This is a genomic window from Bacilliculturomica massiliensis (assembly GCF_900605495.1).
Lineage (GTDB): Bacteria > Bacillota > Clostridia > Peptostreptococcales > Anaerovoracaceae > Bacilliculturomica > Bacilliculturomica massiliensis.
In genome coordinates, this window is sequence record NZ_LR027603.1 from 368,069 (window position 1) to 380,674 (window position 12,606).

At 58.3% G+C, this 12,606-nt stretch carries 10 protein-coding genes; 8 read left to right on the top strand and 2 right to left on the bottom strand.

Going from position 1 to position 12,606, the window contains the following annotated elements; translation table 11 throughout:
- On the top strand, positions 1 to 2,727 hold the full coding sequence (locus tag E0E37_RS11280; protein WP_130863142.1) for a cation-translocating P-type ATPase: 2,727 nt from the start codon (positions 1 to 3) through the stop codon (positions 2,725 to 2,727).
- A gap of 212 nt (positions 2,728 to 2,939) precedes the next feature.
- Here E0E37_RS11280 and E0E37_RS19010 read toward each other — a convergent pair whose 3' ends face one another.
- Both E0E37_RS19010 and E0E37_RS11285 read right to left on the bottom strand, forming a co-directional pair.
- The gene (locus E0E37_RS19010; RefSeq protein WP_281275528.1) at positions 2,940 to 3,074 is read right to left on the bottom strand and encodes a hypothetical protein; all 135 of its coding nucleotides are present in this window, start codon (positions 3,072 to 3,074) and stop codon (positions 2,940 to 2,942) included.
- Positions 3,075 to 3,334: 260 nt separating this feature from the next.
- Complete coding sequence (locus E0E37_RS11285) at positions 3,335 to 3,646, bottom strand: helix-turn-helix transcriptional regulator (protein ID WP_130863143.1); 312 nt, start codon at positions 3,644 to 3,646, stop codon at positions 3,335 to 3,337.
- Between the two features lie 157 nt (positions 3,647 to 3,803).
- Here E0E37_RS11285 and E0E37_RS11290 point away from each other — a divergent pair, with 157 nt between their 5' ends.
- The 7 genes from E0E37_RS11290 (at position 3,804) to aroC (ending at position 12,554) form a co-directional block, all read left to right on the top strand.
- Positions 3,804 to 4,838, top strand: coding sequence for a sensor domain-containing diguanylate cyclase (locus E0E37_RS11290; RefSeq protein WP_165445325.1), 1,035 nt, complete (start codon positions 3,804 to 3,806; stop codon positions 4,836 to 4,838).
- Between the two features lie 383 nt (positions 4,839 to 5,221).
- Complete coding sequence (locus E0E37_RS11295) at positions 5,222 to 6,511, top strand: amidohydrolase (RefSeq protein WP_130863145.1); 1,290 nt, start codon at positions 5,222 to 5,224, stop codon at positions 6,509 to 6,511.
- 418 nt (positions 6,512 to 6,929) lie between these two features.
- On the top strand, positions 6,930 to 7,955 hold the full coding sequence (aroF, locus tag E0E37_RS11300) for a 3-deoxy-7-phosphoheptulonate synthase (protein WP_130864448.1): 1,026 nt from the start codon (positions 6,930 to 6,932) through the stop codon (positions 7,953 to 7,955).
- Between the two features lie 64 nt (positions 7,956 to 8,019).
- A complete protein-coding gene (locus E0E37_RS11305; RefSeq protein ID WP_130863146.1) occupies positions 8,020 to 8,868 on the top strand; it encodes a prephenate dehydrogenase in 849 nt (282 codons plus the stop codon).
- Between the two features lie 77 nt (positions 8,869 to 8,945).
- The gene (gene aroB / locus E0E37_RS11310; RefSeq protein ID WP_130863147.1) at positions 8,946 to 10,082 is read left to right on the top strand and encodes a 3-dehydroquinate synthase; all 1,137 of its coding nucleotides are present in this window, start codon (positions 8,946 to 8,948) and stop codon (positions 10,080 to 10,082) included.
- 17 nt (positions 10,083 to 10,099) lie between these two features.
- The gene (gene aroA / locus E0E37_RS11315) at positions 10,100 to 11,476 is read left to right on the top strand and encodes a 3-phosphoshikimate 1-carboxyvinyltransferase (protein WP_207302960.1); all 1,377 of its coding nucleotides are present in this window, start codon (positions 10,100 to 10,102) and stop codon (positions 11,474 to 11,476) included.
- Positions 11,466 to 12,554, top strand: a complete 1,089-nt coding sequence (aroC, locus tag E0E37_RS11320; protein WP_130863148.1) for a chorismate synthase — start codon at positions 11,466 to 11,468, stop codon at positions 12,552 to 12,554. The genes aroA and aroC overlap by 11 nt, the downstream gene beginning before the upstream one ends.
- Positions 12,555 to 12,606: the final 52 nt, after the last annotated feature.

Consider the following 12,606-nt stretch of genomic DNA (forward strand, 5'->3'; position numbering starts at 1 on the left):
ATGGAAAGTCACAAACGAAAGCCCTGGTATTCTATGACGGCAAATGAGGTATTGAAAGCCCTTGGAACGTCGGAGGACGGTCTGTCAGATGCCGGGGCGGCAAAAAGGCTGCAGGAAAACGGAAGAAATGAGCTGCGGAGAAAGAAGGCCAGGTCCATCGGTCAGATGCTGATGGAGCAGATCACGGACCCCATGGTGCTGATCCTCATCGGCGCGTCGGCTCTTTCCGCTCTGCTGGGCGAGTGGACGGAGGCGTCGGTCATCGCGGCTATCGTGGTCATCAATGCGGTGATCGGTATCGTTCAGGAGAAAAAGGCGGAATCTTCCCTGGAAGCGCTGCGGAGCATCAGCGCTCCTACCGCCCGGGTGATCCGGGAAGGCGAGGAGAGTATCGTTCCGGCGTCAGAGCTGGTGACGGGCGATATCGTCGTATTGGAAGACGGAAGCATGGTGCCTGCAGATATGAGGCTCATCGATTCGGCCAATCTGAAGGTGCAGGAGGCGTCGCTGACCGGCGAATCCGTGCCCGTGGAAAAAGACTGGGAGGATGTGCTCCCTGAAAGCTGCGCTTTGGGCGACAGAAGCAATATGCTCTACACCTCGTCCATCGTCATATACGGGAGAGGGACCGGAGTGGTCACCGCCACCGGAATGGATACGGAGGTGGGAAATATAGCCGGCATGCTGGAAGGACAGGACGACCTGGATACGCCGCTGAAGCGTAAGCTCTCCGCCGTGGGAAAGACGCTGACGGCGGCGGGCATCGTGGTCTGTATCCTGATCTTTGCCATCGGGGCATTTTATCAGCGGCCGCTGATCCCGCAGTTTCTGGTCGCCATATCGCTGGCGATCTCCATCATTCCCGAAGGACTGCCCGCCACGGCCACCATCGTCATGGCGCTGGGAGTCCGGCGAATGGCGAAGCGAAACGCTCTGATCCGTCGGCTTCCCGCAGTGGAGACGCTGGGAAGCGCCACGGTGATATGCAGCGATAAGACGGGGACCCTGACTCTGAATAAAATGACGGTCACGGACATCGCGGTCAACGGCGATTTTGAGGAGGGAAAAACGACCCCGCTGCAGGAAGCTTCGGAAACCCATCGGGAAGTCTACCGCCAGCTGGTCTGGGCAGGGGCGCTGTGCAACAACGCCAGCCTTGATCCCGACCGGGAAGGAGAGATCATCGGCGACCCCACAGAGGGAGCGCTGATCTATCTGGGGCAATCCTTCGGCATCGATCACGAGAGTCTGGAGGACCGTTACCCCCGGCTGTTTGAACAGCCTTTCGATTCGGACAGAAAGAGAATGACCACTGTCCACGAGATCGACGGAAAGATAACGGCGTACACCAAGGGCGCAGTGGACGAAATGCTGCCGCTGTGCACCCGGATACTCACATCGAAGGGCGAGCGGGATATTACCGAGGAAGATAAGGAGCAGATACGCAGTTTGTGCCTGAATATGTCGGCTCGGGCGCTGAGGGTACTGGGATTTGCCATGAGAGAGCTTTCAGCCGTGCCGGAGGAGGACGGAGCCGACGTGGAAAAGGAGCTGACTTTCATCGGCGCCGCCGGGATGATCGACCCGCCGCGAAAGGAAGTGGCGGAAGCGGTCCGCGTCTGCCGCGACGCAGGGATCCGCACAGTCATGATCACCGGAGACCACAAGGTAACGGCCACGGCCATCGCCGGCGAACTGGGGATCTGGCGTGAAGGGGACGCCGCTGTGTCCGGAGAAGAACTAGAGCGGATGAGCGACGGAGAGCTGGACAGCGTAGTGGGCACGGTCACCGTGTTTGCACGGGTGTCGCCGGCGGATAAGCTGCGCATCATCCAGTCGCTGAAGCGTACCGGGGAGGTGGCGGCCATGACCGGCGACGGAGTGAACGACTCCCCGGCGCTGAAGGCGGCCGACATCGGCGTGGCAATGGGCGTAACAGGCACCGACGTGGCGAAAGAAGCGGCGGATATGATCCTTCTGGACGACAGCTTTACCACTATCGCTTACGCCATAAAAGAAGGACGCCGCGTCTACAGAAATATTCAGAAGGTGATCCAGTTCCTTCTGGCGGGCAACATCGCGGAGATCGTCACGCTGTTTGTGGCGACCGTGTTTAACTGGGACGCCCCGCTGCTGGCGGTCCACATCCTCTGGGTCAACCTGGCCACAGCCACGCTGCCGGCTCTGGCGCTGGGTGTGGATCCTGCCAGCAGGAATATCATGCGCCACCGACCTGTAAAATCCGGCACTCTCTTTGAAAAATCGCTGGTGGGCAGGGTGATCGTTCAGGGTGTCTTCGTGGCGGCCATGACCACCACAGCTTACTGGATCGGCGCAGGGTCCGGCGGCGTGGACAGCTGGATCGGCGGTGTGGCCGGCGGGGTGGGCGCGGAGACCGGCGGACACGCGGTCGGTCAGACAATGGCCTTCTCCGTGCTGGCGCTGTCCCAGATGCTGCGGTCCTTTAACCAGCGTTCCAACACGGAGCCGGTGTGGGTGCGCGCCGAGGGTCATAACCCCTGGCTGTGGGTGTCCTTTGCGGCTTCCGCAGCTCTCATGGCCTGCATCCTCTTTCTGCCCCCGCTGCAGAGCGCATTTCGCCTGACGACGCTTTCCGGAGCACAATGGCTGATCGTAGCGGCGCTTTCCGCGCTGACCGTAGTGCAGGTGGAAGTCGTGAAGCTGGCGAAGAGAATGAGACGCCGGCAGGCGCCGGAAGCAGAATAGAGCATAGACTTCGTTCCGTCCGGTCTTTCCAGCCGGCGCCGGCCCGGCCGGGCTGGATAGGCGAAACCAGAAAGAAAAAGCGATCATCACCTAAATTCCTGTCAAAATTGGTGATAATCGCGTAGATTATGCCGCATAATAGGTGAAAGATCTTTTTTAATTGATCTTTCACCTATTTTTGTGTGATTATTAGGTCAAGTAAGAGAAAAATCTTAGATCTCGCCTATCCATCCTGGCAGCGACAGGCAGATCAGTCGGGCAGCGCCGATGACGTGGATCGTACCCATCCTTCCGTCCGATCCTTCCGTCCGATCGTCCCGTCTGATCGTTCTGTCCGATCGCTTCATCCGATCGATCTGCCGGCCAGTCCAGACGACGTCGGCCCGGCTGGACAGGCCGCATCTCCGCGCAGACGGCTATGAGAATCCCGAGCCGCCGGGAAAGGGAACCCGTCGTGCAGACGGTCGTAAAGTCGTAAAGCTGAAAGCCATGATCCCATAGGCATATGATACCATAAACATATGGGATCATATGCTCATGAGTCCGTAAGCCTTTGAAGAAATAGGGCCGTGAGACCATGCTCAAGAAGCGCTGCGCCTGGATTTCTTTATTTTGCGTGCAGACGGTTGATCAGTCCAATGAGCATCATCAAGTCGTCGTCGTCCAGTTTGCGCAGACCTTCCATGGCTTTGCGCAGCAATTGCGGATTGACCGATTCCGCGTCAAAAAACTGCAGGGGGGTGATGTCGAAATAATCGCAGATCCTGAAAAACTGAGCCATGGAAGGAAGGGCCCTGCCCGAGGATATGGCCTGAACATAGCTGCGGTTCTGACCCAGATCGAGACTCATCTGATACTCTGAAACATTTTTTTTTAGTCGTAATTCAGTAATACGGTTTCGTATAAAATTTTCATCCATAAATACCACCTCAGTTTAAGGATAGCGAAAAAGAGAATTGTAGAATGAACATTATATGTGTTATAATTCGCTATATATTAATAAAATAGAAGTATTATATGCGTTAATTGATGATTTAATACGTTTATCCAAGAGTGTGGTAAGTGGGGACCAAACGATGAAACGAGTTAAGACAACAGGCAGGCGCGGCGGGAGAGGCACAGCGCAGGGTCTGGCGCACGGCCTGACCTCTGCAGGCCTGATCGCCGCAGCAGTGGCGATCGCCGCCAGCAGGGCAATGTGGGGCGCTGCGGCCGGGGAACGCAGGAAATTACAAGAAGAACGTAAGCGCTATGAGACTCTTATAAGTTTTTCTGATACAGTATTGTTTGAATATGACTGCGGCGCGGATACGGTGGAATTCACCCCCAACGTCCGCAAGCTGCTGAATATGGATCAGCTCACGTTTCAGGGCGTGGCGGCCGGCGGATTCGATCTGGATATTCTGCATCCCGATGACAGAGAAAAAATAAAAAAACTCTTTGGAAAAGGAACAGAAGAAAAAAACGGCCAGATCCGATGCATGGAACTGCGGATGAAAAGCCGCCGGGGGGAATACATTCTGTTCAGCTGTAAATACATGGCCGTTGAGGATCGGAAAGGCGGCCCGGGGTTGATCCTGGGTAAGCTGGAGGATATAACGGATCAGAGAAGACGTGAGAAAAGCCTGAGGGATCAGGCGCAGACCGACGCGCTGACGGGCACTTACAATAAATCGGGCGAGGAGATGATCGGCCGTCTGCTGGAAAAGGAAGGGACCGGAACGCTCTTTATGGTGGATCTGGACGATTTCAAAGAGATCAATGACCGATACGGTCATGTAGCAGGAGATGGGGTGCTGGTTGACGTGGCAGCCATACTGAGGGATATGTTTGCCGGCGCCGGAGTTGTGGCGCGGGCAGGCGGCGACGAGTTCGTGGCCTTTGCGCCGGGATGCCGCGACCGTAATACTGCCGCGGACATGGCGGAGCAGATCGTTTGGAGAGCGCGGGCCATTCAGGCGGCCGAATGCGGCAGGGTAACGGTCAGCGTGGGCGTCGCCGTCTGTCCGGAGGACGGGACAACGTTCAGGATGCTCTATCACGCGGCGGACGCGGCTATGTATGCGGTAAAACAGGCGCGGAAGGACGGATGGCGTTTTTACTGCCGGTGAGAGACGGAGCAGCCGGCGCGGGAAACAGCGTATACGGGTGCAGGCGGCGGACAGGCGAAACGTCGCCGCCCGGTCCGCGGCCAAGGCTGCCTGACGGTATGACTCCTGCAGGAAGAATCTCAAATAGGCGAAGTATCTGAAACAGCGAAAGGGCATAATTATCCGAAAACCTCTCTGTGGCAGGAAATTTGTGATACAATAAAAGAAAAGACCGGCGTACGGGTGAAGGCGAAAGGAAGTCCGACACGGAAGCATGCCCGAGCGGGCCGAAAAACCGGGCTGAAGGCCAGACCCGAGAATCGGACCGAAGACCGGGCAGAAGAGCCGGGCTGTCAAACGGGCCGGAAACCTGAGTGAAAAACGGAAGGAGAGCCACAGAAAATATGCTATTTCAGGACATTACCATACTGGATGAAAATCTGGACGTGCGGGAGCACATGTACGTGGGGACAAAGGCGGAACGGATCGCCTATATCGGAACAGAAATGCCGGAGGAGGATTTTGGAGAGATCTACCCGGGAGACGGCAGACTGCTGATGAGCGGATTTTATAATGCCCATGCCCATTCGCCCATGGCGCTCATGCGGGGTTACGGGGAGAATCTGGCGCTGCAGGATTGGCTGAACACGAGAATTTTTCCCTTTGAGGACAAGCTGACGGGGGAGGCCGTCTACTGGGGAACTATGCTGTGCATGGCGGAATCACTGCGATTCGGCATTGTCTCCAGTTCGGATATGTACTACTTCTGCGGCGATATGGCCCGGGCGGTGGTGGAGTGCGGAGCCAAGGCCAACATCAGCCGCTCTCTGGTCACCTTCGATGACACGGATATCTGGGATCTAGACCGGTTCCTTGAGGCCAGAGACTTTCTGCGCGACTGGAACGGCGCGGGCGGCGGACGGGTCGTGGCGGAGATGTCGCTGCATGCGGAATACACCAATCAGGAAAAAGCTGCCCGTCAGGTGGCTGAATTCACACGGGAGTCCGGCGCGCGGATGCACGTTCACATATCAGAGACAAAGTCAGAGCACGAGGAGTGCAAGGCAAGGAGGAACGGCAGGACGCCCATTCAGTTTTTCGACAGTCTGGGACTGCTGGACCAGCCGGTCACGGCGGCGCACTGTGTGTGGGTGGACGATGAGGACATCGCGATCATGGCGGAAAAGGGCGTGACAGTCTCCAGCTGTCCTGCCAGCAATATGAAGCTGGCCAGCGGCGTCTGCAACGCTCCGAAGCTGCTGGCCTCAGGGGTCAATCTGGCTATCGGGACCGACAGCGTGGCCAGCAATAACAGTTTGAACTTTTTGGAAGAACTGAAGCTCTTTGCGCTGGTACAGAAGGTACACCATCAGGATCCCACGGTGATCACGCCCAAGCAGGCGCTCTACGCGGGGACCAGAGCCGGCGCGCTGACCCAGGGCCGGGAGGACTGCGGCCTGCTGCGGCAGGGATTCCGGGCGGATCTCATCGTGCTGGACATCGCTCAGCCTCACATGCATCCTGTCCACAATCTGCTGAACAACGTGATCTACTCGGCGGACGGGCGCGATGTAGTGCTGACCATGGTGGACGGAAAGGTCCTTTACCGCGGCGGAGATCTGCTCACCATCGACATGGAAAAGACCGTCGCCGAGGTGGAACGGGCCACGCAGAATATTCTCCGGCAGCTGTAGGAGAGAAATGGCGCTTTTATCCGGCGTTATGTCGGTGGAAGAAAAAGTTTTAAAAGAATTTATTGAAAAGGGTTTACTTTTTCGAACAAATATGCTAATATTCCATACAATAAAAGAAAACCAGTACATGATTTCGGAGAACTGACATGAAGAATCTTATGAATCTTGCAGCAGAATACTTTTACTTTAGCTTTACCTACTTTTTTGGTAAGGCTATTTTGAGTTTGTCTGCAAATAGTGAGATTCCAGTGTGTTAGGTCGATGAAGGTTCATCGGATACTGAAATTCAGCTCTGCGGCAAACTGCCGCAGAGTTTTTTTTATGCAGCGCGCGGCCTTTTGATTAAGAAGGAGCGCAGGGAAGGAAGATCCGCCCCGGAGGCGATGCCGGCCGGCGGAGAGAAATGGAGGAAAAGAAAATGATCGTATTGCTGAAAGAAAATCCGAATGCGGTGGCTGTGGCCAATCTGAAACAGTGGCTGAACAATGAGGGGATCACCGTTCACGTGTCCGAGGGCGAGCGGCACACTATTCTGGGATTGGTGGGGGATACCTCCAGACTGGATATGAGCCTGATCCAGGCGCTGGAGATCGTAGACGATGTGAAGCGCATCCAGGAACCCTTCAAAAATGCCAACCGCAAGTTCCACCCCCAGGATACGGTGATCGAGATCGGCGGCCCGGGATTGGAAACGGCCAGGATCGGCGGGGAGCATTTCGCCGTGATCGCAGGCCCCTGTTCCGTGGAGACAGAGAGCCAGATCTGCCAGGTGGCGGAGGCGGTGAAGAAGGCCGGGGCCACTATGCTGCGGGGCGGCGCCTTCAAGCCCAGAACGTCCCCCTACGCGTTTCAGGGTCTGGGAGCAGAAGGGATCCGGCTGCTGAAGCTGGCCAGAGAGCATACGGGGCTGCCCATCGTGACGGAGGTCATGGACGCGGATCAGCTGCCTCTGTTCGAGGACGTGGATGTGATCCAGGTGGGCGCGCGGAATATGCAGAACTTCGAGCTGCTCAAGAAGCTGGGCCGAATGGATAAGCCGGTCCTGCTGAAGCGGGGGATGTCCGCCACGCTGGAGGAGCTGCTCATGAGTGCAGAATACATCATGGCCGGCGGCAACGAAAAGGTGATCCTCTGCGAGAGAGGGATCCGGACCTTCGAGACGAAGACCAGAAACACGCTGGATCTGTCCGCGGTGCCGGTGCTGAAAAACCTCTCCCACCTGCCGGTGGTAGTCGATCCCAGCCATGCCACCGGAGTGTCGAAGCTGGTAGCGCCCATGTCGCTGGCAGCAACAGCCGCGGGAGCCGACGGACTGATCATCGAAGTGCACAACGATCCGGAGAGAGCGCTGTGCGACGGACCTCAGTCACTGAGACCGGAAGCCTTCGCGGAGCTGGCGGAAAAGGTGCGCGGCGTGAGAGCAGCTATCAGAGCCATGGCGTAAGGGCCAGGCGGAGATCACAGGCAGTATCACAGTAGTATAGTAGTATGGAAGGAAGATAGATCACGTGATAATAGGGATAGCGGGCCTGGGGCTGATCGGAGGCTCCATGGCAAAGACGATCAAAAAAAATACGGACCATCAGGTGCTGGGAGCGGATATCCACAGAGAGACGCTGAAAGACGCGCTGGATGAGGGCGCCGTGGACGGCGAGCTCACCGGGGAGCGGATGAAGGAGTGCGACATGATCCTGATCGCACTCTGTCCGCAGACGCTGGTACGGTTTGTGGAGGAACACCAGGATCACATCGGCCGGCAGGCCGTCGTGGTAGATCTCTGCGGGGTAAAGCGCTGCGTGTGTGACGCAGTCTCCCGCATAGCCGGGGAAAAGGGGTTCGCCTTCGTGGGCGGTCACCCTATGGCAGGGATGGAAAAGAGCGGCTTCGCCAACTCTACGGACCGGCTGTTTCGCCATGCGTCCATGATCCTGGTGCCGGATGATAACACTGACAGACGCGTGCTGGAGGAGCTGGAGGAATTTTTCCTGTCCCTGGGCTTTGGAAAAATCCAGTATGCCACTGCGGAGGAGCACGACAGAATCATCGCCTATACTTCGCAGCTGGCGCACGTGCTGTCCAGCGCTTATGTAAAAACGCCGACCGCACTGTCACACGCTGGATTTTCAGCGGGCAGCTTCAAGGATATGACCAGGGTGGCTACTCTGGATGAAAATATGTGGACGGAGTTATTTCTGGATAATGCGGATTACCTGACCATGGAAGTGGAAGGGCTGATCCAGCGGCTGGCGCCCTACGCAGAAGCGCTGCGCAGCCGCGACGGGGACCGGCTGCGCGAACTGCTGCGGGACGGCCGGGAATTTAAAGCGAAAACGCTGGAATTGGGGAACGGAAAATGATTTGGAACAGGAATGCTGAGAACAGGGATTGGAAAGAGGCGGATCGGAACCGGGCGGAAGCCGGAGGGAGAAGCCGAATGGAAGCCGAAGCCGGAGAACGGGAAGGGGCAGTAAAGGTGGAAGTGCAGGCCGCAAGGCCTTATCCAGTCTGGATCGGAAGAAATCTTCTGGCCTCTGCGGGAGAGATCATCAAGGAAAGAAAAAAGCCCTGCCGGGTGGCGATCATCACCGATTATACCACCGGCGGACTCTTTGAGAATCGGGTGGAGCGGAGCTTGAAGCGAAACGGCTTTACCGTGACGAAACTGAGCATTCCGCCTGGAGAAGGTTCCAAGAATATGTCGCAGCTGGCTGAGGTGCTGGAATTTCTGGCGGAGAGCGGGCTGACCCGATCGGATCTGATCGCTGCCCTGGGCGGCGGCGTGGTGGGAGATCTGGCGGGTTTCGCAGCTGCGGTATACCAGAGGGGAGTGGATTACATACAGCTTCCCACCACATTTTTGGCTGCCATCGACTCTTCCGTTGGCGGAAAGACTGCCGTGGACCTGGGCGCCGGAAAAAATCTGGCCGGGGCGTTTCACCAGCCCCTGAGCGTGATCTGCGACTGCGATACCTTTCGGACGCTTCCGGAGAAAGTATTCGCCGACGGGGCCGCGGAAGCTGTCAAATACGGGGTGTTGGCGGGGGGAGAGCTGTTCGGACAGATGATTTCCGGAAAAGGCGGGAGATCGGGCCTGCCGGAGGAGCTGCTGCCCTCCGTGGTGGAACAGTGTGTGCGCATCAAGGCGGATATCGTGAACAGAGACGAGTTTGACCGCGGCGAGCGCCAGCTCCTGAATCTGGGGCACACGATCGGCCATGCGGTGGAACGCTGCAGCGGCTACGGCATCACTCACGGCCACGCCGTGGCCATGGGGATGGCGGCCATAGCCAAAGCCGCCGCACAGCTGAAAGGGACGGAGGAAGCGGCGCAGACGGCGGAGCAGATCATTCAGGCGCTGCGGATCCAGAACCTGCCCACAGAGATCCCTTATTCCCCGGAGGATATTTACCGGGCCAGTCTTTCAGACAAGAAAAAGACGGCCGCAGGTATGCAGGTCATCGTGCCGGAGACCGTGGGATGCTGTAAGATCCGGGGTCTGTCTCTGACAGAATGGAGAAATTGGGTCGGTCTGGCGCTGGGGGAGACTGAGAGCGCCGGCGCTGCGAAATGAGTTACAAGGAGTGGGGAATGGAAGCGATCAGGAGTGAGGAAATAAAGAATCGGCGGGGAGAAGGAACGGGGGCGGCGCTGTCTCTGATGAAGCTGGAGCCCGCCGCCCTGCGGGGGGAGATAAGGGCCGTGACTTCAAAATCCATGGCTCACCGCAGCCTGATCTGCGCCGCGCTGGGCGATCGGGTCACGGAATTGACGATCACAGATCTCTCCGTTGACATCGCGGCCACCGCGGAGTGTCTGCGGAGCATGGGTGCGAAAATAGAGAGGCAGGACGGATCCTATCGGGTAACGCCCCTGTGGGACAATGCCGTTCCTCAGCCGCTGCTGAACTGCCGGGAAAGCGGTTCCACTCTGCGGTTTTTGCTGCCGGTGGCCGCTGCGGTCTGCGGCGGCGCACGGTTTACGGGAGAAGGGCGTCTTCCCCGGCGTCCCATGGATCCGCTGATCCGTGTCATGAGGGAGCACGGCGTGGAATTCATGGGTCCCCAGCAGACGATGGCAGCGCGCAGAACACAAGGACCACAGGATATCCTGCCGCTGGATATTTCCCGGGAAATGAAGCCGGGCGTCTATAATATAGAAGGAAATATCAGTTCTCAGTATATCAGCGGGCTTCTGTTCGCACTGCCCCTGCTTCCCGGTGAGAGCCGCATCCGGCTGCTCTCGCCCATGGAATCTTCCGCGTATGTGGACATGACGCTTGAAACTCTCGCGCAGTACGGGATCCGCGTGGAAAAGACAGGAGACGGGTTTCTGGTGCCGGGAGGCCAGACCTACCGAAGCGCCGGGCCCATGGAGGTGGAGGGCGATTGGTCCAACGCCGCGTTTTTTCTGGCCGCCGGCGCCGTCGGCGCTGCCGGCGGGGTCGCTGTCACCGGCCTGAATCTGAATTCGGCCCAGGGCGATATGGAGATCCTGAAAATACTGGAGCGATTTGGAGCGGAGGTGACGGCGGACCGGGCGGCGGGCAGCGTGACCATCCGGCCCGGAGCAATGACGGGTACAGAGATCGACGTGAGCCAGATACCGGACCTGATGCCTGTCCTGGCGGTGACGGCCTGCCGGGCCCTGGGGCCCACGGTGTTTTGCAACGCAGGCAGACTGCGGCTGAAGGAGAGCGACCGCATCGCATCCACCGCCGCCCTGATCCGGTCCCTGGGGGGCCGGGCGGAGGAGGGTGAAGACAGCCTGACTGTTTACGGCAACGGCGCGCTGCGGGGAGGCCGGGCGGACAGTTTCGGCGATCATCGCATCGCCATGAGCGCGGCGGTGGCGGCGCTGTTCTGTCAGGAAGCAGTACTGCTTTCACATCCGGAAGCAGTGGAAAAATCTTATCCGAACTTTTTTAGAGATTACGTAAAGTCAGGAGGAAAAGCAGATGTCGTCTAGCTTTGGAAAACAATTGAAGGTCTCCGTGTTTGGACAGTCCCACGGGAGAGCCGTCGGCGTGAACGTGGAAGGACTGCCGGCGGGGGAGACCGTGGATATGGAAGAGTTGCGGGCGTTTCTCGGCCGCCGGGCTCCGGGGAGGGGAAAGCTGGTGACGCAGCGCAGAGAGGCCGACGAGCCTGTTTTTCTCTCCGGACTGGAAGAAGGCAGGACCTGCGGCTTTCCTCTGGCGGCTATCATCGAGAACACAGACACCAGATCCTCCGATTATAAAACGATGGAAAGGATCCCCCGACCGGGTCATGCGGATTTTACCGCATTTCTTCGGTATGGCGGCCAGGCCGATATGCGGGGAGGCGGACACTTTTCCGGCAGGCTCACCGCGCCCCTTTGCATAGCGGGAGGCATCGCCAAACAGGTTCTGGCCCGCAGGGGCGTCTATGTAGGCGCTCACCTGCTCTCCGTGGGAAAGGCCCGGGACGCGTCTTTTGACCCGGTGGAGCTTGCGGCGGAGACCCTTCTCGGCCCTGGACGGCGGTCATTCCCGGTGCTGGATGAAAACGCGGAAAGGGCCATGACAATGGAGATCCAGGCGGCGAAAGACGTCTGCGACTCTGTGGGCGGCGTGGTGGAATGCGCCGCGGTAGGTCTGCCTGCCGGCATGGGAGATCCCATGTTTGACGGCGTGGAAAATCAGCTTGCGGCGGCCCTGTTTGGGATCCCTGCCGTCAAGGGAGTTGAATTCGGAGCCGGTTTTGCCGCCGCGCAGATGCGGGGCTCGCAGAACAACGACCCCTTCACGGTAAAGAACGGACAGATCCTTACGACGACCAACAACGCCGGCGGCGCCCTGGGAGGCATTACTACAGGAATGCCCCTCATCCTCAGAACGGCCATAAAACCCACGCCGTCGATCGCGCAGAAACAGCGGTCCGTCGACCTGGGGACGGGAGAAGAAGCGGAGCTTGAGATCAAGGGCAGGCACGATCCCTGCATCGCCCTGCGGGCCGTGCCCTGCGTGGAAGCGGTCACGGCGCTGGTCATTCTGGATCTGCTGCTGCAGGCAGGACGCGTTTAAATATGCGGCCTGACGGCGGCCTTAAGCAGAGCCGCATATCGAAGCCGTCCAA

Excerpts from the sequence above, each read along its gene's own strand:
- E0E37_RS11280 (WP_130863142.1), top strand. The coding sequence starts at position 1 with ATGGAAAGTCACAAACGAAAGCCCTGGTATTCTATGACGGCAAATGAG.
- E0E37_RS19010 (WP_281275528.1), bottom strand. The coding sequence starts at position 3,074 with ATGAAGCGATCGGACAGAACGATCAGACGGGACGATCGGACGGAAGGA.
- E0E37_RS11285 (WP_130863143.1), bottom strand. The coding sequence starts at position 3,646 with ATGGATGAAAATTTTATACGAAACCGTATTACTGAATTACGACTAAAA.
- E0E37_RS11290 (WP_165445325.1), top strand. The coding sequence starts at position 3,804 with ATGAAACGAGTTAAGACAACAGGCAGGCGCGGCGGGAGAGGCACAGCG.
- E0E37_RS11295 (WP_130863145.1), top strand. The coding sequence starts at position 5,222 with ATGCTATTTCAGGACATTACCATACTGGATGAAAATCTGGACGTGCGG.
- aroF (WP_130864448.1), top strand. The coding sequence starts at position 6,930 with ATGATCGTATTGCTGAAAGAAAATCCGAATGCGGTGGCTGTGGCCAAT.
- aroB (WP_130863147.1), top strand. The coding sequence starts at position 8,946 with ATGGAAGCCGAAGCCGGAGAACGGGAAGGGGCAGTAAAGGTGGAAGTG.
- aroA (WP_207302960.1), top strand. The coding sequence starts at position 10,100 with ATGGAAGCGATCAGGAGTGAGGAAATAAAGAATCGGCGGGGAGAAGGA.
- aroC (WP_130863148.1), top strand. The coding sequence starts at position 11,466 with ATGTCGTCTAGCTTTGGAAAACAATTGAAGGTCTCCGTGTTTGGACAG.